Raw genomic sequence first — 24096 nt, forward strand, 5'->3', positions numbered from 1 at the left:
GTCATCTCTATTGACACTTCGTTCAGGACAGCGACAGACATTATTCACGCGGTTACAATAGGCACAAATAAACCGATGCATAGGGCACACATGAATCGGGACTACATGACGCGCGCGACGCGACTGGACGGGGCGGTTGAGGAGACAATTCATCAAGGACAATTCCGAGCCGCCCGATAGCCCTCCTGCTCGGCCGCTTCGCGGCTCGCGAACACGACTCGATTCTCACGCGCCATCCTGTCGTAGCTTCCGCATCCGGGCCACGCGTAAATCTTGCTTCGCCGATTACCAACGAAAACGATTTGGCCGGCAACGGTCTTCGATGAAAGAACCTGAGCCGGGGCCGAATTCGCATTCGATCCACGCGGCACATCGTTCGGACCAGCGGGCTGTGTCCAGATCTGATTCAACAGGCTCGCCAGCCTGAATCCCGCTTTCGCAAGCTGATGGCCCGCGACCGCGTCAGCGTGGTCCAGATAAGAAGAGTCCAGTTCGACGGCGTGTCCGAGAGGATTGAGGCAGAGATCGGCGGTGGGTTGGCAGGGTTCGATTGGGATGCGCAGCGCGGCGTAGATGTCGGACCGCGCAATTTGATTCGATTCCCACGCGATATCGTCGGCAGGAATCCATGAATCGGTCTTTCCCTCGGCCGCGTATGTTTGTTCCAGCCTGCGGGCCGTCGTGCCGGGCCTTCCGGAATCGACGCTGTCTTCGAGACGGCGCACGACGGTGGTGTCCCAGACCGCGTGAAGATCTTTTGCTCGAACATTCGAATCGACCGTTATGCAATTGGCGCCGCGGTCCTCGTCGTTCGCGGCGTGCAGAGGTTGATGGATGTCGCCGACAAAGTGGATCAGGAACGCCAGATCACCGGCCGCGCCCCAGCGGTCGTAGTTCCTCCCTTTCAGGCGCTTGGAATATTCGTCGATTTTCCCTGTCACGCAGTTTCCGCGGGGGCATCGTGCAGGAACGTCCACTCGCCGGTCTTGCAGACAAATGTCGATGAAATGCCATGGCCTCGTCAAAGGATCTTCATCGCGGAACTTGGAATCGGGGAGGATCGAAGCATCCTCCATTGCTGTTGCGATTGCTCTTTTGTCGGCTGGCACGCCAAGGATGTCTGCCACCTGACTCGCGGCGGCAGGGGTGAGGTTATCCGCCGCAATGATTGCGACGATTTTGTGCCCGTCAGGTCCCCAAGCCCATGCCGATACAGGGCAGAGCAGGACTGCGAATACGAGATTGGCAATGCAAAGCGCCACTGAACGCGAGAATTGCGAAAAAGCTTTCATCGAATGGATCTCAGGACTGGTCCTCGATTGTGGCACCTATAGTACCAGCGGTCATGAAAATTGTTATCCTCCAGCCCGCAGACGCGGGAGACCGTCTATGAATCGTGAATATCGACCGGGCGGGACGCGGATGGACGGGGATACGGATGACGATTGCCGCGCTTGATCTCGGGCGGCGCCGAATCGGAGTCGCCGTAACCGACGCGGCCTCGATGGGGGCGCATCCGGTGGGAATCGTCGAACGGCGCGCACTCAAAAAGGACGTCGCGGCGATCGCCGCGATGCTGCGCGACCGCCGCGTGAGCACGATCGTCGTCGGCCTTCCGCTCAACATGGACGGCAGCGAAGGTCCGGCCGCCCTCTCCGCGCGGAAGTTCGCCGCGAGCATCGCGGATGTACTCGGCGTCGCCGTCGAGATGTTCGACGAGCGGCTGACGAGCTTCGAAGCCCGGGAGCGTCTGGCGGACATGCCGGCCAGGAAAGGCGCGCGCAAGGCCGGGCTCGACGCGCTTGCGGCGGTGGTCATCCTCGAAGGCTGGATGCAGGCGCATCCGGAGAAAATCCCGCGCGGCAGCGGCTGATGAAAAATCACGGCGCGAAATATATCCTCGGATCAGATGAAGCTTGCGGCATCAATCCTCGTAACCGCGATCGTCGTAGCCGGAGCGTACGCCGCGTTCTCATACTACTGGCTGAGTCCCACCGAAAAATTCGCGCCGCCACGCGAGCTCACGATTGAAAAGGGCGAGTCGTTTCGCCAAATCGCGCGGGCGCTGGCGGATACCGGCGTCGTTCGAAGCGCGCTTGTGATCCGATTATACGGCCAGATGAGCCAGACCGCGCGCCAAATCAAGCCGGGCGACTATGCTTTCAACGGCGGCGAGCGGATTCCCGACGTGATGCGCCATCTGGTCAGGGGCGATTTCATCGTCGTGACAGTCACGATTCCCGAAGGCTTGACGGTCCATCAGATCGCGGAGCGGTTGGCCGAGACAGGCCTGGTCTGCGAGAACGAATTCGAGCAGGCCGCGCGCGAGGGCGCGATGGTGCGCGCGCTCGGCCTGATGCCGCTCGGCGCGGAAGGCTACCTGTTCCCGGCGACGTACAGATTTTCGCCGCACGCGAAGACCAACGACGTGCTCTCCGCGATGCTCGCGCGGTTCTACCAGGTCCTGACGCCTGCCGTGGAAGAGCGGATGTTCGAGGTCGGCCTGGATGCGCGCCGGTTGGTCACGATGGCCTCGATCGTCGAGAAGGAAGCGAAAGCGCCCGGCGAGCGGCCACTGATCGCGGGCGTGTTCTACAATCGGCTGCGGCTCAAGATGCCGCTGCAATCCGACCCGACGGCGGAGTACGCGCTCGACGGCGCCAAAGAGTCGGCCGCGAGCGCGGTTCACACAGCGTCGGCCTTCAATACGTACGACTTCACCGGCTTGCCGCCGGGGCCAATCGCGAATCCCGGGCTGAAATCAATCGAGGCCGCGCTATACCCGACGCAGACCGAATTTCTCTATTTTGTCGCACGCGAAGGCGGCACTCATGTCTTTTCGAAATCGTTTGACGAGCATCGGCGCGCGATCGCGATCGAAAGGAAGCCGCCGGCGGGGAAACCAGCCGCAATACCGGCAAAATAAGGTTCTTCGGGCCGCCGATTGGACGGTCGCATCTGCGTCGAGTACGCTATAATTTCATTCTGTGGACAATCCGGTCGAGACAATCGGGATCGCCAGCGCGCGGATCGCGCGGCTAGCCGCCATCCGTGCGATGCTATGCGCGGTTGCGCCGGCGCTCACCGCGATCGCGCTGGGAGTGTTGCTCAAGCCGATTGGCAACGTAACCTGGATGCGACTGGGATACCGGCTTGCGCCCGAGCGCGCCGCAATGCTCAGCCTCGCATTGATCGGCGCGGGCATCGTGGTCCTTGCGGCAGGATTGGTCATGGCATTTCTGGCGTATAGGCGCGGCAACGACTTTGTTGCGGCGGCAGCCGAGCTCGACGACCGCCTGGACTGCGATCAGGAGATCGTGACATTCGCCACGCTGGCCGATCCGTCGGCGCCGGAGAGCATCCGTGCGCGGCGCACGCCGCTGTTCCCGATTCTGTGGCGGCACGCGATCGCGTTGTTCGCCAGTCTCGATGTTCGCCGGGAATTCAGACTCGAAGTCGGCGAGCCGCTCAAGCGCTCCTCGATTTTTGCGGGCGTGGTCGCGCTTGCGATGGTGCTTGCGACATTGGGATTGGTGCGCGCGCCGACGCCCGAGAATACCGAGGCCGCCAAGCTGCGTGCGATCGCCGAGGAGATCGCCGGAACATCGACCAGTTCCGATGATTCCGCGCTGGCGGACAAGATTCGCGAAGCAGCCGACGCACTTGAGAATTCCAAGCTGCCGCCCGAAGAGAAAAAGGAGCGCATCGAGGAAGCGATGCAGCAGGCCGACAAGGCCGCTCAAAAGCGCAACAACAGTCAGTCCGGAAAAAATCAGGGTACCGGCAAGTCCAATGCGCAGAACGGCAACGGCGCCGGCAAGAGCCAGGGCCACGGCAACTCCGCGGGCGCCGGGATCGGCGAGGGCAAGAGCGGGACGGGCGCCGCACAGAACCCGGGCGGGGAGAGTTCGGGTTCGGGCAAAGGTGCTACCGGCAAGGATTCGGGCAAGAACGAAGGCGGAAAAGGATCGGCAAAAAACGACAAGAACGATCAGAACAAGGGCGACCAATCGAGCATCGAACTCCACAACGAACTCGCCAAAGCCGAAGCGCAGGTCGAGACCGCCAACGCAAACAATCCCGGCCCCGACAACCAGCCCGCCGACGACAAGCATCAGGGCGGCGGCAGCCAGCCCGATCCCAACCGACCCGGCATCATCCCGAAGCCGGGCGCCAACGGCGATCGCAATATTCCCGCCGCCGGCGGCAAGCTTAAGAATAACAAGGACATGGGCTCGAACCTCGGCGATACGCATCTCGGCGAGATGCCCACGTCAACTAACGCACAACGCTTCCTGAAGCCCGGCAAGAAGGGTGCGACCGTTGACATCAAGGACGCGCGCTACGTCATGTTCCGGCTGCCTGGAGCGCCCTCTTCCGGTAGTGGCGGGAAAACGGTACTTGACACCGATCGGCCCACGGCGACGACGGGTTACGTCAATGCCCCGCTTGCGCCGACCAGCGACGACGCGCCGCCCGACGAACGACAACTGGTGCCGCCACGCTATCGCGACATGATTCACTAGATTCAGGATAAGGAAGGACAACGGATGGGAGCGGCTCCTCAACAAGCTTCACCCGACCAGCGGGTCGCGGATTTTCGCAAGATCTTCTCGCGCGCTGAGAGCGAAGTCGCGCGCGTGATCGTCGGCCATCGTGAGGTCGTACGAAAGATGCTGACCGCGCTGTTTTGCGGCGGGCATATTTTGATCGAAGGCGTGCCCGGACTCGGCAAGACGCTGATGGTCAAGGCGGCCAGCGAAACGCTCGGGCTCAGCTTCAAACGAATTCAGTTCACGCCCGACCTGATGCCCTCGGATATCATCGGCACACAGGTGCTGACCGAGGCCGACGGTCATCGCGAGTTCCAGTTCAAGCCCGGCCCGATCTTCGCGCACATGGTGCTCGGCGACGAGATCAATCGCGCGACGCCCAAGACGCAATCGGCCGTGCTCGAGGCGATGGAAGAGCATCAGGTCACCGTCTTCGGCACCACCTACGTGCTCGATCCGCCGTATATCGTCCTCGCCACGGAAAATCCCATCGAGCTCGAAGGAACCTATCCGCTGCCCGAGGCGCAGATGGACCGGTTCATCTTCAAAGTCGTGCTGGGATCGCCCAAACCCGACGAATTGCGCGAAATCTTGAGCCGCACCACGGGCACGACGCAAAATCGGATTCAGCCGCTGTTCGAAGCTTCGCGCGCGCCGCGGGCGATCGAGGATCTCAAAGCACTCGTTCGCGAGGTGATGGTGGCCGAACCGCTCGAACGTTACATCATCAGCGTGATCGGCGGATGCACTCCCGGCGGTCCCGGCGCCATCCCCGAGGTCTCCCAATACCTGCGTTTTGGGCCGAGTCCGCGCGGCGCGCAGGCGCTGATTTTGTGCGCCAAGGTTAACGCATTGCTCGCCGGCCGCGTTAGCGTGAGCTACGACGATATCGACGACGCGATCGTCCCGTGCCTGCGCCATCGCTTGCTGCTCAACTTCCAGGCCGAGGCAGAAAGTGTTTCTTCCGAATCGATCCTCGAGCAGGTGATAAAGCGGCTCAGGAAGCCGCGCACGTAGCCGATGTTCGGACTGCCGGACGAGTTTACGCCGGGTTTTCTTGCCCGGCTCGAAAAGCTCAGGATCAGAACCCGCCAGCGATACGCCGGGCTGGGCCGGGGTATGCATCTGTCGCCCAAGCGCGGCTCCTCGCTCGAGTTCAACGATTTTCGCCATTACTCGCCCGGCGACGACTTCCGCTACATCGATTGGGGACTCTACGGCCGCAGCGACAAACTCTACATCAAGCTTTTCCAGGAAGAGGAAGACCTGCTCACGTACATCTTCGTCGATGCGAGCGCGTCGATGGCGTATCCCGCCGGCGACCGCAAGTTCGAGTCCGCGATCTTGACCGCCCTCGCGCTTGCCTACGTCGCGCTGGCCAGCGGCGATCGCGTGATGCTGCGCGTGCTCGGCGGCAGCGGCGCAAAGGTCGATCCGTCGTTCGTCAACGGCCGCCATCGAATCGTCGAGCTCGCGCGCCGCCTTCACGATCTCAAGCCGGGCGGGCAGTTCGATTTCGCGACTTCGCTGGCGACCGAGCTGCTCGCGATTCGGCGCACCGGCAAGGTGTTTATCGTTTCCGACTTCCTGATGCTGCTCAACTCGGTCACGCGCGGCCTCGGGATGTTCACCGCGGCCTCGATGGACCTGACGGCCGTGCAGATTCTTGGCGGCCGCGAGCTCAACGGCCAGGGCCTCGACGGCGACGTAGAGGTAGTCGATTCCGAATCGGGCGAGCGGCTGCGCGTCTCGATCGGCGACCGCGAACGCGCGCAGTATCGCGAGACGATGCTGCGTCTCACGCGCGAAATAAAATCGTTCTGCCTCAAGCGCGGACTGCATTACGCGCTCTACACGACCGATCACGACTTCCAGAATTTCTTCGTCCGTGCGGTGAGCGACCTCGGCCTGGCGCACTGAAGAGTTATCCGATGGGATTCCTTTATCCAGGCGCGCTCGCATTTTTCGCCCTCGTGCCGGCGCTCGTGCTGGCATATCTGGCCAAGGAGCGGCCGGCGCGGGTGACGGTCTCGAGCGTGCTGGCGTTCCGCGCGCTGCGCGGTTTTCGGCGCGAGCGTTTCGGTGGATGGCCGCGGCTGGATTGGATGTTCTTCGCCGAGGTCTTCATCCTGAGTCTCGCGGTGCTCGCGATGGCGGGTCCGTTCATCTGGAAGAAAACCACCCCGCTCGCAGTCGTAATCGACAATTCCGCGGCGATGCAGGCGCTGACGCCCGCGGGTAAGAGCCGTTTCGAGGTCGCGCGCGAAAAGCTCGACGCCGCCCTGTCCGCCGAAGACGGCGGTGGCGAAATCTCCGTTTACGTCACCGCGCCGCAGCCGCGCCGCGTGGCGCCCCCGTTCAATACCCTGACCGAGGCGCGCATGGCGCTGTCGCGAATCAAGCCGACCGATGCGCCCAACGATCAAACGACGCTCGAGAACTTTCTCGGCAACCTCGCCTCGGAAGCGCGCGTCGCAAAGGTGATTTTTGCCGGCGCCAGCGCGCTCACCGCGCCGGTTCCCGCGCGAATTCATCCGATCGCGGTGGGCGACGCCGTCGCAAACGCCGCGATCGGCTCGTTCTCGCTGCGGCGCGAAGTCCTTGGTGCGGAAGCCCTTCACGCGAGTCTCTCCATCGCCAACTTCAGCCCTGAAACCCGCACGCTCGAACTGGTCGTGACCGGAGACGGCAGGCAAATCGCCCACGCCAAAGAAACTCTCGGCGCGCGTGAGACCGCTACGCTCGAGTTCCCCGCGCTTCCGCCCGCGCGCATCTACGAGGCGAAACTCGCGCCCGATGACGCACTCGCCCTCGACAACGTTGCCTATGCGACGGCCGGCTCCGTCAAGAACGTGTCGATTCTCTTCATCAGCCCGACTCCCGCCGACGCCGCGGGCCTGAATTCGATTCCCGGCGTCGAGGTCACTGCACGAAGCCCCGATTCCTACTCACCCGGCGATCTCGGCAACTTCGATCTCGCCATCTTTGAATACGCCACGCCCAGGGAAATCCCGGACGTGAACACGATGCTCGTGATGCCGCCGCCGGGCGATCCCGTTTTCGGATTGACGGTGACGCCGACCTCGAAGGTCCGGATTGCCGGATGGCGCACGGCCGACACGCTCACCGATTCGGTGAATTTCCGCCTGCTCAATCTGCGCGGTGGCGAGTATTTCGGGACTCATCCATGGATGAGCGAAGTAGTTGGCGGCGACGGCGGCGCGATCCTGCTGAATGGCGAGCGCGGAGCGCATCGTTTTGTCGCGACCGGCTTCAATCCGTTCCCGTATCTCGGGCGGGGCAACCTTCCCATGTCGGTGCTGACGCTCAACGCCATCAGCTATCTCGCCGGACTGGGTGCGAGCAGCAGCGGCTACCGGACCGGACAGCCGTGGCTGGCGCCGGCGGGCGTCGAGCGCGTGATACTCCCGTCGGGGAGCGCGGTGGCAGCTCATCCCGGCACGCTTTTCACCGCGGTTTCGGAGCAGGGAGTCTACGAACTCGTCGGTCCCGGCGGCGTGAAGACGCCGCGCGCGGTGAATCTTGCCGACTTGACCGAGTCGGATCTCTCCGGCTCGCCGCCGCTCAAAGTCGAAGCCGCAAACTCGGGTTCCGCAGCCGCGCCGGTAATGGGAAAATCCTCGCTTAGCGATTACTTTCTCGCCGCGATTATCGCGCTGACCGCTCTGGAAGCCCTCATTGTCTATCGGCGCCGCCGCATCGCCGAGGCCGCCGCGCCGTGATTCCAACAATCTTCCCGCACGATTTGCCGCACGATTTGACCTTCGCTCATCGCGAGGCGCTCTATCTGCTCGCGATTCCCGCGATCGTTCTGCTCTGGGGTCTTGTCAACGCGCGCGAAATTCGCCGCGTGTTTGCACCGCTGATGCGCGCGATAGTGCTCACCCTGTTCGTCGTCGCACTCGCAAATCCGCAGCAGGTGATGCATTCCGAGGGCGCCGCGCGGCCCGCAATCGTCGATGCGAGCGCCAGCATCACGCCTGCGATGCGCGCGTGGACGCTCAAGCTGATCCGCGACGACCTTGGGCTGCGCGCGGGAGATCCCGCATACATGTTCGCGACGATCGCGGTCCCTCAATCGATCGGCGCCGTCGAATCGGCGTTCGCCAACGGAACCGGATGCGCCGAATGCGGGCCCGGCGCGACCAACCTCGAGAGCGCGCTCTACCGTATCGCCGCAGACCCCGACGCGCATGGCGGGCCGGCCGTGATGGTGACCGACGGATGGCAAAATCGCGGCGACGCGGAGCGAGCGATAAGCGCGATTGTCTCCGCCGAGATTCGCCTCGACATCTTTACGCCGCCCGGTGCGCGTTCTATCCCCAACGTAGCGATGACGGCGCTCTCGCTCCCGCCCGCGCTCGAGAAAGCCGCTGCGTTCGCGCTGGGCGTTACGATGGATAATTTCAACGACGTGCCCGTGACGGGAACAATCACCATCGAGCGTGACGGCGCGCTAATCGATGAGCGCAAAGTGACGCTTGCGCCCGGCTCGCAGCGCTTCGACTTCCCGGTCCGCACCGAAAACGCCGGCCTGGCTTCTTATACTGCCGCCTTCAAGCCCGACAATCCCGCGCTCGACGCGTACCTCGAGGACGACTCTCTCAAAGGGTGGGTCGGCGTGGGCGCGCGCCGCAAAGTTCTGATTCTTACCGACAGCGCCAGGGACGCGAACTATCTCGGCGCCGTCGTCAATCGGATGGGACTCGAACCGGCTGTCGTGCCCGTCACCGGCGGGACCTGGGACGGCGCCGTCTCGGGTTACGACGCGATCCTGATTAACAACGTGCCGAGCGAACGTATCGCGCCGGCCGCGCAGAACGCGATGGCGGAGTATGTGCGTCGCGGCGGTTCGCTCGCGATGGTCGGTGGCGATTTGAGTTTCGGCCTTGGCGGTTATGCGGACAGTCCGCTCGCCGACGTGATGCCGGTGACGATGAAACCGCCGCAGCATAAGGAAAAGAAACGCGCGCTGGTACTCATTATCGACAAGTCGGGTTCGATGGGCCGCAACGACAAACTCACCTACGCCAAAGCCGCCGCCGAGACCGTCACCAGAACTCTCAAGGACAACGACCTGATAGCCGTCATCGGATTCGACTCGCAGCCGTTCGTCGTCATCCCGCTGCAGTCCGTCGCGCAGAGCCGCCCGTATTTCGATCAGATGATCAACCGGCTCTCCGCGCATGGCCAGACTTTCATGATTCCCGCGCTGCGCGAGGCCGAACGCACGCTCGGCAACAGCGGCGCCCAGGTCAAGCACGTCGTCATCCTCACCGACGGCGAGACGGGAGGCACCGCCGAGATGTACTATGACCTGGTCTCGCGGATGCACTATGACGCCGCCACGACGATCTCGACGATCGCGGTCGGCCGGGACGCCAACGTTGACCTGCTCCAGGCGATCGCCAGGTACGGCGGCGGTTCCTACTATCAGACCGACAGCCCGCGCAATCTGCCCCAGCTTTTCGTCGAAGACTTTCGCGCCCACGGCGGCGAGATCACGATGGTCGAAAAAGAATTCACACCGCGCACCGAAAGCCCTGACGCGATTTTGAAAGATCTCGCGGCGCGCCAGATGCCGCCGCTCAAGGGCTACGTCTCCACCGAGATCAAACCGCGCGCCACAATGAGCATGTACGTAGATCGCAGCGGCACGCGCGAACCTGTCATTGCGAGCTGGAGGTACGGCGCGGGCAAAGCGATGGCGGTGACCACGGACGCGAGCGGTAGATGGTCCGGGAGATGGGTCAGCGCGAATGTTTTTCAGCCGCTTTGGGATCGCATTCTCGCCTGGATGACGCCGGAGATGCCCGCCGAGCCCAAAATCGACGTCGCACTCGGTTACAATGCAGGCCGGATCAATATCAAGCTCACCGACTACAGCGCCGAGCCGGGCAACGCGCCCCGCCTGGTAACCGTGCTCGTGACGCGGCCCGACGGAACCAGGACTGAAACCGCACTCACCGAAGAAGTTGTGGGCGAGTTGTCGGGATCGATCGACGCGCCCGCCCCCGGCAATTACTACTTCGAAGTCCGCTCGCCGGCCGGCAAGGACAAGAAGTTCCCGCCGCTTGCGTTCACCGTCAGTCCGGCCGTCAACGCCGAACTGCCGCGCCCCGAGCCCAACTACGGTCTGCTCGAACAACTCGCGTCCGCCACCGGCGGGCGCCTCAATCCGTCGCCGGCGGAAGTCTCGACCGAACGCGCCACGCTCGAGCGCCGCGTCTCGATGAATCCGTACCTGCTCGTCGCCGCGATGATTATGCTTATCGCCGAGGCGCTGGTCCGCCGCCTCACTGCATGAGATTCTATCCGCTGTGCGGCGCCACGATGGCGCCTCGCCTGATTATCCCCGAGAACGCCCGGCGCAATGTCTGCACGCGATGCGGCGCGCACGAGCCCAACCACCTCCAGCATCATAATCGCTGATTCACCGCGCCGGGCGAGCGGATGATTCGCACCACGCGGCCGAGATCGGCCTCCCGCATGTGAATCCGGCGAACTTCGCTGACCGGCCGCCCGCCCATCCTGGCGATTGCCTCAAGCATCAGCCCTTCGCTCATCCCGTGGCGCATCTCGCCGATCAGAATCTTCGCGATGTACCTGGCTTCGAATGCCGCTGCGCGCGCGAACAGCTCGCGCAGCGCGTCGAGCTTGCGCTTGCGCGCGTGGCGTCCCTCGATCGCGGCGACCGCGGCGAATTTTTCGTTGAGCTCACGAATCGTAAGCGCGGGTTCGGGGTCGGCCGCGCGAAGCTTGAGCGTCATCTCCACGGCCTCGCCGAAGTCTCCCGCGGCGGCAAAGATGTCTTCGCCCTGGTCTGCGCTGTCCGTCATCTCCGCGACGATTTTCCAGATTGCGCGGCCGCTTATTTTGCTGCGCTTCTCCTCGCCCAGCGCGACCCCGCGGCTGGTCATGAATCGTGCCGCGATTTCCGCTTCATCGATGTCGAGTTTGGCCAAAAGTGTCCCTACCGTCTCGGCCATCTGAAGCCGGCTCTGAGTCTGGCTGAGCGACTGGCAGACGATAGCGAAGTCATAAAACGAGGGCACGTACGAGATTAAGGCTGCCCGCTGCCTCCTGCGCAAGTGCCGCGAGGTTTTGCTCCTAGACGGCCTGGCCCAGTCCGGAAAGGAAGTTATTTGTTAATGCAGAATCCCCGCTGCTTCATGTACTCGACGGAGTTCCCGGTCAGCGCGGATTGCGCGGCCGCATCGGCCCGATAGACCGAATTGTGCTGCGGATTGTAATAGCACATCAGCTTGATAACCTGGCCCATCGGAATCTGAAATTCGACTGACTCGGGAGCGCTGGGCGGCCCGTATGAACTCGCCATCGGTATCGTCACTGGATGCGACGACGGCCCCGGCGCCGCAAGCCCTCCCGTGGCCTGGCACATCTTGACCGCATCGATCTCGCAACTGCCTGCTGCGGCAGGCGATAACTGCATGTTTGCCAGATCCATCCCCGGCGATTGCGTCTTCTTGCTCGAGCACGACGTTGTGCAAGTTGCGGTCGCCACGATAAAAGCCAGCACGCCGGTCCCGGCAAGTCTCAAGATGCGACGCCCTGTCATCTCAGGATTCGCTCCCGGATTTCAGGCCGCCGTCGAGGCAACCGCGGCGATATCGCTCGGCGCACGATCTTCGAGTTCAACCTTGCGGCATCGGAGGATCAGCTCGCTGCGCGCGATGTAGGCGGTCTCCTCGATCTCGATTCCGTGGCGGGCAAGGATTTCCCGCAGCCCGCCCAGCGTGTAATGCGTGATGTGCTCGTCCTTGTATCCACCGGGCATCAGGAACCCGTAGATCGGTTCGATAATCCGCCACCCGATCGTCGCATAGTCGGGCGTGCCGAGGATAAGCCGGCCACCGGTCCGGAGCACCCGGCGCATCTCACTGAAAAGCGACTCGTCGAATGGAATATGTTCGATGACCTGCGAACTGATCACGCAATCGAACGATTCGTCCTTGAACGGCAGCGCGAAGGCGGAGCCGTTGACCAGCGGAATTTCGTAGCGGCGCAGAAAGCGGAGCTTGGCGTATTTGTAGTCCATGCCGATCACGTTGTTGAGGCTCTGCACGATCAGGCTGGAACCGCATCCCGCGTCGAGCACGCGGCCCGCGCTGCGCGCCCATAACACGGTGATGCGATGGCGGCGGCGAGACCAGTAGCGCTGCGGAGGAATCAGGCTGTAGAAGGCGCGCTCGTCGTAGTCGGCGGACGCGAGCGAGTTGCGGATTTTCCACAGCGGCAGCGAAGAACGCAGGATCTTCCACCCGAAGCTGAAGAGCTTCGCGTGCGAGCGTCCCGCACCGCGCGGAAAATATGTGAATGGAACTTCGACCACGCTGAATCCGCTGGCGTAGGCTTTGACCAGGATTTCCTCCTGCACCTCGAAATTCGTCGACGTGAGCTTGAGGTTCGCGAACACCTCGCGCCGGTACAGGCGATATCCGCTGGAGATGTCTCGCACCGGCATCGAGAGCATCCGCCGCAGCATCGCGTTCAGCAGCCAACTCGTCGCGCGGCGCACGAAGCCGGAGTAGGCGACGCCGCCGAGCGCGTAGCGGGACGCGACCACGATGTCAGCGCGGGTTCGGGCCCGCCACATCTTGACGATGAAATCGGGATCGTGCGACTGGTCGGCGTCGAGAGTAAGCAGGTAGTCGCCGCGAGCCTCGGCAATGCCCGTCTCCATCGCGCCCGCGTATCCGCGCCGGCGTTCCGCAAAGACTCTCGCGCCGAGCGCTTGCGCCGTTTCACGAGTGCCATCGCTGGACGCGCCATCGATCACGATGATCTCGTGAGTGAGCCGCTCGCGGTCAAGCAGCGCGGTGAGCCTGGGGATCAAAGTCCTCAGGTTTTCGGCCTCGTTCACGACCGGCAAAATTACGGAAACGTCCATTCGGGCTCAGTTTCCTTTATGCTCGAACGAAAGAAAAGGGAATATGCCGAATTGCCGATGGCCGCGATTCGGCGATCCCGGCCGGCTTGCCCGCGAACGTCGCGCGCCGGATGCTCGCGGAGTAATCTCTTTGAGGCGGATGGCGATGGGCGTGCGGGAAAAGTCAATATCGAAGGCAATTGCGTTTGCGGCGATCGCTATTGTGGCGGCGGGTTCCACTGCGTCCTTTGCAAGGGTGATTCACCGCCATCCAACCGCATCGAAGCACGCCACGGCGGCACAAGAAGAGGCTCCCGCGGTTCCGTTGACCGCAATTCACGTGCTCGGCGACAGACCGGCTCCGTTCGCCCTCGACGCAAAGGCCGCCATCATGATCGACGCCGACACCGGCGCGGTGCTGTACGCATTCAACGAACATCAGAAGATGCAGCCCGCCAGCCTCGCCAAGATCATGACGTTCTACCTGACCCTCGACGCACTGAAGGCGGGCAAGATCGTTGGGGCCACCGACGTCACGATCAGCGAAAAGGCGTGGCGGCTCTCGATGGATGACAGCGTGTCGCGGATGTTCCTCGGCGTCGGACAAAAGGTCGGCGTGAACGATCTGCTGTATGGCTTGATGGTATCGTCGGGCAACGACGCGGCGGTGGCGCTCGCGGAATACCTCGGCGGCAGCACCGACGCGTTCACGCAGATGATGAACGACAAAGCGAAGGAGATCGGGCTCAAGGAGACTCACTTCGATAACCCCGATGGGTTGCCGGTCGAAGGCGAGTTCACGACCGCGGCCGACATGGTGGCGCTTGCGCACTCGCTCGTGCAGCATCATCCGGAGTCGCTCAAGTACACCTCGGCCAGGGAATTCGCGTTCGACAAGATCAAGCAACCCAACTTCAACACGCTGCTGTTCTACGATAAGCGCGTCAACGGGATAAAGACCGGCCACGTCGACGAAGCGGGCTATCACCTTGTCGCGTCGGCATCATCGAACGGCATGAATCTGCTGTCGGCCGTGATGGGCGCGCCGAGCTCGGAGCGGCGCCGCACCGAAACCGAGAAATTAATTGAATGGGCGTTTCGCACTTTTGTCAGCTACCGGCCCGATTTGAACAAGGCGATGCCCGCGGCGATACCGGTGCGCGACGGCGTCGCCGAGACGGTGGCTATAGGGCCCGGCGGCGCCGCGGTGTTCACGCTCGGGCGCGGCGAAGAGAGCAAGGTGACGGTCCAATTCGAGCCCGCGCTGAGGTACCTGGAAGCGCCGGTTCATCCGGGCGATCCGGTCGGCGATCTCACAGTTCTGCTCAACGGCAAGCCGCAAGCGACGATTCCGATCGTAACTAAAGCGGGCGTGACTCGGGCGGGATTTTTCGGCCGCTTGCGTCAGAAGATCGGCCGCATGCTGTAAGCGCGATCAGATTTGCGCGCTCACCACTTGAGACCCAGCGCCTCGGTGAGAAACTTCATGAACGGCGCCGCCGACGCGCACGCGCTGGAAAACAAATCCATGAACTCGGCGGAGCAGACTTCCTTGCGGGTGAACTGAGTCCCGCCGATAAAGTCCTTGCGCTTGAGATCCTCGATCAACGGATGGTTGGCGTCGTAGCCCTTGGGCGGGCGGGACAGCATGTCGCCCGCCATTTCGAATCGCGCCCTGAATTTTCGATCGTTGACGGCGCTCTTCCATTTCGCGGGCCGGGCGACAATCGCGTCGCGAATCATTGCGACTGAATCCGCTTGCGGATGCCAGACTCCGACGCCGGCGAAAGCCTCCGCGGGCGAGAGTGAAAGGTAGAACGACGGCGAGTCGAAGTGCTTTCCGTCGCGATGACTGAACGCCGCGGCCATGTTGGTATGATACGGCGTCTTGTCGCGCGAGAAGTGCAGATTGCGATGGATGCGCATCATCGAGCCGCCGGTTGGGCGCGGATCCGCGACGTAGCGCGCGCTGATCTTTCGCAGCCGCGGCCCGAAATCGGCGATGAATGCGAGCATCGGCTCGCGCACGTCGCGCTCGTAGCGCGGCTGGTTCTGCGCAAACCAGTCGCGATTGTTGTTGCGGCTCAGTTCCTCGAGAAATTCGAAGAATCGCGGAGTGAAGTATCGCCGTGCCATCGCTTGCGCTTCACCCGAGGATGAATTCGTTCAGCACTTTGAAGAAGAGATCCGGCTGGTCGCGATGCGCCCCATGGCCCGCATTCTCGAACACTTCGAGCCGCGCCACACCAGGCGTCATCGCCGCGGCGATGTCCTTCGAGTCGGCAACCGGCAGGATCGGATCGCGTTCGCCCGCAGCAATCAGCGTCGGGCATTTTATCCGTCCGAGCTCGGGCAGAAAGTTGAAGGTGTGCGATTCGTTCTTGAAAAAATCGGCCATCAACTCGAGATTCATCACCGAGCGCAGGATTGACTCGGGCCCCGACGGAGTCCGGTTGTACAGGGGGAGACACTTTTTCTGATAGTCGGCCATCGTTTCCGCGACGGGGTTGTCGAAAAATCGCCGCGCCGCTTCACGCGCCTCCGCTCCGCCCAGCCGCTCGAACATATCGAGCGACCGATCCTGCCGGCTTCGCGCCGCCGTGCTGCTCAGCACCAGCTTGCCGGGATGCTCGGGATGGCGCGTGGCGTACGAAATCGCAACCATGCCGCCGAACGATACGCCCATCACGATCGGGCGCTCGATCTCCAGCGCCTCGCAAAACGAGCGCACGTCGTCGCCCCATTGCGCCAGATTCCATTTCGCCGGATCGCCGCGATCGCTGCGGCCGTTGCCGCGATGGTCGAGATATACGACCTGCGCGATCTCCGTCAGCCGCGAGAAGTCGGGTTTGAAGTTCGAATGATCGAAGCCGGGACCGCCGTGTAGCAGAACGACGGTCGGCACCTCACGCATCGTCGCGCCGTCGGGACGCAGCTTCGCGCCTTCAACATCGAAGAACAGGCGAACATCGCCGATTTTTACGCGCATTGGACGTGATTTCTAACGCGAAGGCACACGCAGTGCAAACCAGCGAACAAGCTATCTCTCGATGCGTAGATGGAAGATGCCGTCGCGCGCCGTGGATTCGAGCACCACGTAGCCCTCGGTCTCGGCGGCGCCGGGAATGTCGCGAGCGCCGCGCGGATCGTCGAGCGTGAGTTCGAGCACCTCGCCGCGCGCCATCTGCTCCAGTCGCACCTTCGCGCGCGCCCAGTTGAGCGGACACTTGACGCCTCGCAGGTCGAGACGAACAGCGACAGCTTTGCCGCGCGCTTCCATGCCTCCATGATTCTTACCACACCCGGCCCGCCCAGACGCGACTCGTTCAAGTGGCGCCCGTGAATCCGCCGCGCGGTCAGCTCGCGAATCTCTCGGTCGCGCGTTTGAGAATCGCGCGCATCGCGTCGAGGCTCTGCGCCCCCACCAGCGGAAATTCGCCGATGAAAAACGTCGGCACGCCGCTGACGCCGCGCTGATGCGCCGTCAGCGAATCATTCTTCAGCCTCATCTCGTACCTGGGCGATTTTATCGCGTTGGCCACCGCGCCGGAGTCCAGTCCAGCTTCGGCCGCCAGCCGCGCGACGGTCTCCGCGTCGCCGATGTTCACGCCGTCGTTGAAGTACGCCCGGTAGATTCGCTCTTCGAGCGCTTCGTCGCGGCCCGACTCGCGCGCAAACTCCGTGGCTGCCAGCGCGGCGCGCGAGCTGGTCAGCACGGCAGGCGGCTTCATCGAAAATCCCACCGCCTCGGCCATCGCGCTAATCCGCTTCCAGAGCGCGACTCGCGACGCGGGGTCGATCGTTTCGAGCGCCTTGTCAATGGGAATTCCTTCCGCCGGCCAGTCGGGATGAATCTGAAAGCCGCGCCATTCGAGCTGGAAATCGAATTCCGGCTTCAGCCTTCGCATCGTTTCGAAGCCGACGTAGCAGAACGGACAGATGTAGTCCGAGAACATCACGATCTTCAGCGCCATAGCACGACTCCCATTGCGCACAATATAAGACCCGCCCTCAAGCGCCGTCAAAAGCGCCGCGCGCGTGGCGTTGCCATCGGTCATTTTCCGCAAAGTCGCAGCTATGTTATTGAGCTAGCAGAGCCGCGCTCGATATTGAGGTGACCCAATGATTCTCGATTCTCTCAAGCTCGACGGCAAAGTCGCCATCATCACCGGCGCCGGCCGCGGTCTGGGCCGCGCGATGGCGGTGAAGTTGGCGGAGACCGGCGCAGACATCGTGGCCGCGGCGCGCACCCAGTCGCAGCTCGATGAAACCGCCGAAGCCGTCAGAAAGACCGGCCGCAAATGCCTGATCGTGCCGACCGACGTGACCGTCTCCGCGCAGGTCAACGCGCTCGCCGCCGCCACCGTCAAGCAGTTCGGCAGAATCGACATCCTGGTAAACAACGCCGGCGGCGGTGACGACACGCTCGGCAAGCAACTGCCGGAAATTACCGACGACGAATGGCGCCGCGGCATCGACACCAACCTGAGCAGCCAGTTCTACGGATGCCGCGCGGTAATTGCGCAGATGGTCAAGCAGAATCGCGGCAAGATTATCAACATCGCGTCGGGCTACGGGCTTCGCGGCGGCAAGCACAACTTCATGTACGCGTGCGCCAAAGGCGGCACGATCCAGTTGACGCGCTCGATGGCGCTGACCTACGCGCAGTTCAACATCCAGACCAACTGCATCGTGCCCGGCATCTTCCCGCACAACGAAGCGATGATGCAGTTTTTCAAGGGCGGCAAGTTTGTTCCCATCGGCCGCGTCGGCCAGGACAGCGAACTCGGTCCGCTCGCGGTGTTCCTCGCCTCCGATGCGTCCAACCATATCAACGGGGAACTGATCGCGATCGACGGCGGCGGACTGGCGGGCGGAATCGCGCCGACCGGAGTGTCGCCGGAGAATACGAACCAGATGGCAGTGGAAAAGTGAAAAGCGAAAAACAACGGAGCTAAAAAAAATGGCCTCCTCCAACGCGTCGAATGACTTCTCGCTCCAGGGCAAAAGCGCGCTCGTGGTCGGCGCCGAGCATTCCGTCGGCCGCGCCGCCGCCGTCACTCTAGCCGAGGCGGGCGCCAGGGTCGTGCTCGCATCGCAGGAACCCGGCACCGACAAGCGGCTCAAGGAAGTCGCCAAGCTGGTGAATGCGGCCGGGACCAAGCCCTTGATTCGCGTACAGGATGCGGCGATGCGCGCCGACCTGTCCGCCACCGCCGACCTCGCCGCGAAGGAGCTCGGCGGATTACACATCCTCGTCAACGCGCTCGACACGCCGGCGTACGGACCGGCAGAAACCAACGACGACACGGCCTTCGACAAAATCATGGAGAACAATCTCAAAACCGTCTGGATGTCGTGCCAGGAGGGCGCGCGCGTGATGCTCCGACAGGGCGGCGGCGTCATCGTCAACATCACTTCGGTGCTGGCAGAACGCGGCGTCGCCAACGCTGCGCTGTACTGCGCGGCGAAGGCGGCCGTCCTGAATCTGACGCGCGCGCTCGCGCTCGAATGGGCCCGCAAGGGTATCCGCGTCAACGCGGTCGAGGCTGGATGGCTCGACGATGAATCGAGTCCGGCCAACAAGGGCGACGAGTTCAGCAAGACGATGCTCAAGTACCTGCCCTACCATCGTCTCGTGAAGCCCGAGGAACTGGGCGGCGCCCTGCTCTACCTGGTGTCGCCTGCGGCCGGCTTCGTGACGGGAGAATCGATCGCCGTGGACGGCGGCCTGCGCGCGCGCGTGTAAGATTCGCGTATACCTAGCGCCATCGCGCTACATCTGCTCGCCGCCAACGGTCAGAACGATCGCGCATTCCTCGACCGCCTCGATCGAATGCTCGATTGCGCGATCCAGCGCGATCACCATGCCCGGGGTCACAAGCTGCGTCTTGCCGTTCGCGATGAAATCGATTCGGCCTTCGATCACCTGCACCGTGATCGGCGCCCGCGTGTGATGCTGCTGCAGCTTCGCGCCCTTCTTCAGCATCATCAACGCGACGTTGATTCCGTCGCCTTTGACCAGCGAGCTGCCGTGGCGATCGCCGCCGGCCCACGCAGGCTCGTTTTTGAGGCGCGCAATTTCGGCATGGATATCGACGACGACGAATCCGCCCTGCGCTAAAAAGTTCTCGTGATCAGGATGCCTTGCGTGATGCTTTGCCTGATCGGCCTGTCTTGCGCGATCGGAATCTTTAATTTGTGGCGCCATTTGAGGACCTCCGCGACTAGCGTTCAAACCGGCTCACTACCAGCTATTGTTTCCTCACGCGCATACCGGCGCAATCGCGCCCGCGTGCGGAGCAAATCTCGATCCTGAAATCGCCGCGAATGATGCAGGCGACGGGGTGGAGAGGATGAGGCAAGAATCACCTGCGCGGTGGGCGGCAGGGGCTGACCCCTGCACCCAATGTTAAGGCCGCCCGCCGTTGGCGGGCGCGGGCAGGAGCGGCGACGGGGGCGCATCGTAAAGCGCGAGATACGCGCAGCGCGTCTCTCGCTCTCGGCCGTGGGAGAAAAAGACGCATCCTGCGGATTTTTCGATTAACGGTGGGTGCAGCGCGCTTGCGACCCGCGGTTGATCCAAATTACGGCGCATTTTGCGAAACAGGGGTTATTTCCTAGGATCCAGACACGAATGTTTCACGTGAAACATTTTTGGTTCAGGAGAACAAAACGCGAATCGGTGGGATTACTTGACGCCGGGGAAGCTCAGCGTGAAGCCGCGGGCTTACAATGTGCGACGATTCGGTGATAGAGCATTTTCCCATTTGCGCTGGTGCAGATAAGGTGGGCAGGCGAGCAAGAGCAGTGACCGCGTGATTTCACTGTCTGTCCGCCTTTCAGCGAGGATGACGAAATGTCGCGGATGGTGCCAAGCCTCATACTCAGCATAATCGACCGAGCTTTTCCTTGGGCGAAGCAGGCCGACGTAACGACAGAGCTGCTGAATATCATGGGAGCGGATACGATAGCAGGAATCGTCAAACTGCTAGACCAGATCTCGGATGAGCTGCTGAGTATTGAGCCTAGAGAGTTCGCCGACTTTATTCTCGCACGAGAATCTCTTCGCCATGCGTCGGCGACATTCGTCAGTGGGACTAAAGCTACCCATCCATGGCCGAGACCGGGGGATCGGAACGCGCTCTGCTTCATTAAGCACGTGCTAAACGGCTGCCCCGACGAGGCCCCGGTGGCAGGAACGAATGAGTTGGCCTTTATTGAGGACGAAGAATTGAGAAGGGCTCTTCGCCTAGATCTGGGCGCCGTGGAGTCTTCCTTGCGCAATGGCGAGTGGAAGTCGGCCACAATCTTGGCGGGCTCGTTGGTCGAGGCGTTCTTGCTCTGGGCAATTGGTCAGCACGATCAATATGAGATCACTGCAACCATCAAGCGTATCGCCGGGAAGTCCCGCAGACAGCCTGAACCAAGCGACCTCGAAAGCTGGGATCTGATTCATTACATTGAAGTGGCGCGCGAGCTGAATAGGATTACAGACGAGACCGCTTCTCAGGCAAGAATAGCAAAAGACTTCCGCAATCTGATTCATCCGGGTCGAGAGCGTCGCAGGAAAATGCGCTGCGACCGTGGAACCGCCCGCTCTGCAGCTGCTGCCGTCGATCACGTCCTGCGCGACCTTATGGCCCAGCCATCGCGGCAAGGCTCGACTCATCAAGAGTAGTAAGCGTCAGGCCGCAACTTACATAGTTCTAGTTCGCCCGACTCCTGTCTTCGGGCGGGTATGTTTTGCTGCGTAAGGAACTAAAGACTGGCGAAATTACTGCGCGCCGGGGAAGCTCAGCGTGAAGCCGCCGTCGACCATGATGGTTTGCGCGGTCAGATAGCTGGCCGCGGGCAGGCATATCAGGCACGCGACGGCGGCGATCTCGTCGAGCGTAGGCAGCCGCTTCAGCGCGGATCGTTCGGCGCATCGGCGCTGAAAATCCTCGTACGAGTAGCCCAGGTAGTTCACGTAAGAGCGCGCCGAGTCGGTGTCGATGTAACCGACGTTGAGGCCGTTGACCGTGACGCCGCGCGGGCCGAGCTCGAACGCGAAGTCGCGCACCATGCTCTCCAGCGCGGCCTTGGCGGCGCCAAGCACGCCGTGGCCGGGCAGGTTGCGAATCGAGTCTATTCCCGAAATCATCAGCACGCGCCCGCCCTCGCCCATCACCCGGCTCGCTTCCTGAACCGCGGCGACGAATCCGTTGACGCTCAGCGCAAAGGTGCGGGCGAGATTGTGCGGCTTGGTTTCGAGCAGCGGCTTGAATGCGGTCGCGGCCGCGTTCGCAACCAGGATGTCGAGCCCGCCCAGCTCCGAGGCGGCGCGCGTCACCATCGCGCGCACCTGCGACTCGTCCTCGAGGTCGGCCTTGATGAGCATCGAGCGCGGCGCGACCGCCCGGACCTCGTCGAGCGTTTGCGCGGCGCTCGCTTCGTCGCGGCGGTAGTTCATCGCGACGGTCGCGCCCATCCGCGCCAGCCCGAGCGAGATGGCGCGGCCAAGTCCGCGCGTGCCGCCGGTGACGAGCGCCATCTTGCCATCGAGATCGTGCATCATTCTTATGAATTCAGATTCGCGTAGAGGACTTATCGTAGAGGACTCGCCGAATGTCTTTGCCTGTCGATGCGCCATCTGCCCGGATCACGCGACGGTTGAAGCCATCGCGCTCGACGCTCACCGTCAGCTCGGCGTCGGAGGCGTCCGCAGGCGTCGCAAACGCGACCCGCCCGCTCTCAGGCGTCCGCGATTCTGCTATAACGGCGCCGCCACGGCCATACAGCGTGACGCGCGCACCGGCAATCGGCGGATGCTCCCCGTCGGGCAGGTAGTCGTTGTCCAGCACGGTGACCGCAATGCTGCGCAAATCGCGCGCGCGCACGATCTCGACTCGCAGATCGCGCAGATAAATCATCGGCTCGGCAAACACGCCCTGGATTCCCGCCCGCTCCGCCTCGCGCGCCGGGTTCGCCTTCAGCTCGACGCGCTGCGCCGCCATCCCGTGGTCGGACGTAACGATGAACAGCGTGGATTCGAGCAAGCCGCGCGCACGGAACAACTCGAGCACCGCGCCGATTCGTTGGTCGGTGCGATAAAGCGCCTCGCGCAGCCCCTCGTGATGGGGGCCGTAGTCGTGGCCCGCGCCATCGGTGATTACAAACTCGTGCGCGACGAACACGGGAACATCGTCGCCGCAATGGTCGAAGAGGTTGATCACTTGCGCCAGGCCGCGGATGTCCACGATCTCTTCGCGAATCATCGTGGACATATTGTCCGCCGCCCATCGCGGGCTTACGTCGGCCGACATCTCGGCGGTAAGTGCTTTGAGGCGCGCCTTGTCGCCGACGATCCGCCGCTCGAACACCGCATGATCGGCGCCACGCCCCTGCGGTTCATGGATCGACGCCGTGATCGCGCCTACCCCACCGGGGCGGGCGCCACCGGCGCGTCTAAAGGCTTCGTAGAGCGTCTCGACGCCGGGATTCAGAAAACGTTCGGTCTCGAAGATGTTGCCCTGAATCGGCACAGTCTCGCGATGCTCGCGCAGGTGAAAAGTGGGATTGACGACGTCGTGATGCCCGCACCATGCGCCGGTCAGAATCGTCGAATGGCTGGGCCACGTGATGCTCGGGAAATTGACGATCGACCCGTGCGAGAGCATCGCGCCGCGCTCGACGAGGCCGGCGAGATTAGGAATCGCGCCAGGATTGTTATCGAGCTGATGGCGCAGTTCCGAATGCGACAGGCCGTCGAGCAGGAACATATAAGCACTGGTTGGGCGCCCGGCGTCGTTGTCGATTATTTCATCGAGCGGAGTGCCGTCCTGGCGCTTCAGGTAAACCTCGGCGGGTGAGCCCGACGCATCGAGGCCGGCGATTTTCGGGAGTCCCATCAGGCGCGCGATCGTCGGCGCGACATCGACCTGGCGGGCGCCCAGCTTGAAGAGACCGCGGCGGACGCCCGGACCGCTGAACACCAGCGGCGCGCGGGATTGCACCACGTCGAGTGCGCCATGCTGCCCCGGCTGGATTCCGTAGGCGTAGGCCTTGGGGCTGAGGACCAGATCGGGAGCGCGCGGACTGTCGAAGAGCTGGGCGATTCGCTCATACGCGTAGGGATGGCTGAGCACGTGGGGTTCGAACCAGGCGCGATTCGGATCGTCGGTGCGATTGCCGCTGCGGCCGGCGGCGTCGAGTTCCTCGTCGATCGTGGAAACGATGAATGGATCCTGATTTGCGATCGGGTTCTCGCCGATTTGCTCGACGACTTCGAATGACAGCGCGCCGCGTTCATCGGCGAAGCGTTTGAATCGAATCATCCCGCGCCGCGACCACACTTCGTACGCGTCGGCGCGCCAGGTCATCACGAGATCGACGTGATCGGCCGCTGGAGTCTCGGCGAGCAGCGCGAGGATGGTCGCGTCGCCGGAATCATACTGATGCGGATCGAGTCCCTGGCCACCGTGGCGTTCAGGTCCATGTTCCCGCAGCTGGTCGGATTTGCGATTCATTTGATGCCGAATCTCCTTGTTAAGAACATTGCGCCGCGCGGCGTGACGCGTGCAAGCCACTCACGGCGCACCGCTTAACGTTTCATTCACATTCGCGATCCGGCCGGCGAGATTGCGTGTG

General features: G+C 62.7%; 22 protein-coding genes. 11 read left to right on the plus strand and 11 right to left on the minus strand.

What is annotated here, in order from left to right; all coding sequences use genetic code 11:
* Positions 1-152: 152 nt before the first annotated feature.
* On the minus strand, positions 153-1292 hold the full coding sequence (locus ABR989_RS07940) for a S1/P1 nuclease (protein WP_428127349.1): 1140 nt from the start codon (positions 1290-1292) through the stop codon (positions 153-155).
* Positions 1293-1396: 104 nt separating this feature from the next.
* Between ABR989_RS07940 and ruvX the strand changes: the two genes are divergently transcribed.
* The 7 genes from ruvX (at position 1397) to ABR989_RS07975 (ending at position 10881) form a co-directional block, all read left to right on the plus strand.
* On the plus strand, positions 1397-1873 hold the full coding sequence (gene ruvX / locus ABR989_RS07945; RefSeq protein WP_428127351.1) for a Holliday junction resolvase RuvX: 477 nt from the start codon (positions 1397-1399) through the stop codon (positions 1871-1873).
* 36 nt (positions 1874-1909) lie between these two features.
* Positions 1910-2926: an endolytic transglycosylase MltG gene (gene mltG / locus ABR989_RS07950; RefSeq protein WP_428127353.1), complete on the plus strand. Its 1017-nt coding sequence runs from the start codon at positions 1910-1912 to the stop codon at positions 2924-2926.
* A 61-nt stretch (positions 2927-2987) separates the two neighbouring features.
* Positions 2988-4526: a dermokine domain-containing protein gene (locus ABR989_RS07955; protein WP_428127355.1), complete on the plus strand. Its 1539-nt coding sequence runs from the start codon at positions 2988-2990 to the stop codon at positions 4524-4526.
* A gap of 24 nt (positions 4527-4550) precedes the next feature.
* The gene (locus ABR989_RS07960; RefSeq protein WP_428127357.1) at positions 4551-5570 is read left to right on the plus strand and encodes an AAA family ATPase; all 1020 of its coding nucleotides are present in this window, start codon (positions 4551-4553) and stop codon (positions 5568-5570) included.
* Between the two features lie 3 nt (positions 5571-5573).
* Positions 5574-6473: a DUF58 domain-containing protein gene (locus ABR989_RS07965; RefSeq protein WP_428127359.1), complete on the plus strand. Its 900-nt coding sequence runs from the start codon at positions 5574-5576 to the stop codon at positions 6471-6473.
* An 11-nt stretch (positions 6474-6484) separates the two neighbouring features.
* Complete coding sequence (locus ABR989_RS07970) at positions 6485-8296, plus strand: vWA domain-containing protein (protein ID WP_428127361.1); 1812 nt, start codon at positions 6485-6487, stop codon at positions 8294-8296.
* Positions 8293-10881: a VWA domain-containing protein gene (locus ABR989_RS07975; RefSeq protein ID WP_428127363.1), complete on the plus strand. Its 2589-nt coding sequence runs from the start codon at positions 8293-8295 to the stop codon at positions 10879-10881. Before ABR989_RS07970 ends, ABR989_RS07975 begins: the two co-directional genes overlap by 4 nt.
* 112 nt (positions 10882-10993) lie before the next feature.
* On the opposite strand, the gene ABR989_RS07980 is transcribed toward ABR989_RS07975, so the two are convergent.
* The 3 genes from ABR989_RS07980 to ABR989_RS07990 form a co-directional block, all read right to left on the minus strand.
* A complete protein-coding gene (locus ABR989_RS07980) occupies positions 10994-11629 on the minus strand; it encodes a hypothetical protein (RefSeq protein ID WP_428127365.1) in 636 nt (211 codons plus the stop codon).
* 86 nt (positions 11630-11715) lie between these two features.
* Positions 11716-12153, minus strand: coding sequence for a hypothetical protein (locus ABR989_RS07985; RefSeq protein WP_428127367.1), 438 nt, complete (start codon positions 12151-12153; stop codon positions 11716-11718).
* 21 nt (positions 12154-12174) lie between these two features.
* Positions 12175-13485 (minus strand): glycosyltransferase, encoded by a 1311-nt coding sequence (locus tag ABR989_RS07990; RefSeq protein WP_428127369.1) that lies wholly within the window; start codon positions 13483-13485, stop codon positions 12175-12177.
* A 145-nt stretch (positions 13486-13630) separates the two neighbouring features.
* On the opposite strand from ABR989_RS07990, the gene ABR989_RS07995 reads away from it, so the two are divergent.
* On the plus strand, positions 13631-14893 hold the full coding sequence (locus ABR989_RS07995) for a D-alanyl-D-alanine carboxypeptidase family protein (RefSeq protein ID WP_428127371.1): 1263 nt from the start codon (positions 13631-13633) through the stop codon (positions 14891-14893).
* A 20-nt stretch (positions 14894-14913) separates the two neighbouring features.
* Here ABR989_RS07995 and ABR989_RS08000 read toward each other — a convergent pair whose 3' ends face one another.
* The 4 genes from ABR989_RS08000 to ABR989_RS08015 form a co-directional block, all read right to left on the minus strand.
* The gene (locus ABR989_RS08000) at positions 14914-15600 is read right to left on the minus strand and encodes a DUF2461 domain-containing protein (protein WP_428127373.1); all 687 of its coding nucleotides are present in this window, start codon (positions 15598-15600) and stop codon (positions 14914-14916) included.
* 10 nt (positions 15601-15610) lie between these two features.
* The gene (locus tag ABR989_RS08005) at positions 15611-16453 is read right to left on the minus strand and encodes an alpha/beta fold hydrolase (RefSeq protein ID WP_428127375.1); all 843 of its coding nucleotides are present in this window, start codon (positions 16451-16453) and stop codon (positions 15611-15613) included.
* 51 nt (positions 16454-16504) lie between these two features.
* Entirely contained in the window at positions 16505-16744 is a 240-nt protein-coding gene (locus ABR989_RS08010) for a sulfurtransferase TusA family protein (protein ID WP_428127377.1), read from the minus strand.
* A gap of 76 nt (positions 16745-16820) precedes the next feature.
* Positions 16821-17438 carry a DsbA family oxidoreductase gene (locus tag ABR989_RS08015; RefSeq protein WP_428127379.1) on the minus strand — a complete coding sequence of 206 codons (618 nt, stop codon included), beginning with the start codon at positions 17436-17438 and terminating at the stop codon, positions 16821-16823.
* A 148-nt stretch (positions 17439-17586) separates the two neighbouring features.
* On the opposite strand from ABR989_RS08015, the gene ABR989_RS08020 reads away from it, so the two are divergent.
* Both ABR989_RS08020 and ABR989_RS08025 read left to right on the plus strand, forming a co-directional pair.
* On the plus strand, positions 17587-18399 hold the full coding sequence (locus ABR989_RS08020; RefSeq protein WP_428127381.1) for an SDR family NAD(P)-dependent oxidoreductase: 813 nt from the start codon (positions 17587-17589) through the stop codon (positions 18397-18399).
* Between the two features lie 28 nt (positions 18400-18427).
* Positions 18428-19213 (plus strand): SDR family NAD(P)-dependent oxidoreductase, encoded by a 786-nt coding sequence (locus tag ABR989_RS08025; RefSeq protein ID WP_428127383.1) that lies wholly within the window; start codon positions 18428-18430, stop codon positions 19211-19213.
* 27 nt (positions 19214-19240) lie between these two features.
* On the opposite strand, the gene ABR989_RS08030 is transcribed toward ABR989_RS08025, so the two are convergent.
* Complete coding sequence (locus ABR989_RS08030) at positions 19241-19675, minus strand: cupin domain-containing protein (protein ID WP_428127385.1); 435 nt, start codon at positions 19673-19675, stop codon at positions 19241-19243.
* 648 nt (positions 19676-20323) lie between these two features.
* Here ABR989_RS08030 and ABR989_RS08035 point away from each other — a divergent pair.
* Positions 20324-21145, plus strand: a complete 822-nt coding sequence (locus tag ABR989_RS08035; protein WP_428127387.1) for a hypothetical protein — start codon at positions 20324-20326, stop codon at positions 21143-21145.
* A 96-nt stretch (positions 21146-21241) separates the two neighbouring features.
* Here ABR989_RS08035 and ABR989_RS08040 read toward each other — a convergent pair whose 3' ends face one another.
* Positions 21242-22021, minus strand: coding sequence for an SDR family NAD(P)-dependent oxidoreductase (locus ABR989_RS08040; protein WP_428127389.1), 780 nt, complete (start codon positions 22019-22021; stop codon positions 21242-21244).
* A gap of 13 nt (positions 22022-22034) precedes the next feature.
* Positions 22035-23975 (minus strand): alkaline phosphatase family protein, encoded by a 1941-nt coding sequence (locus tag ABR989_RS08045; RefSeq protein ID WP_428127390.1) that lies wholly within the window; start codon positions 23973-23975, stop codon positions 22035-22037.
* Positions 23976-24096 lie beyond the last annotated feature (121 nt).

This window comes from Binatus soli (SeqCode) (assembly GCF_050015535.1).
GTDB lineage: Bacteria > Desulfobacterota > Binatia > Binatales > Binataceae > Binatus > Binatus soli.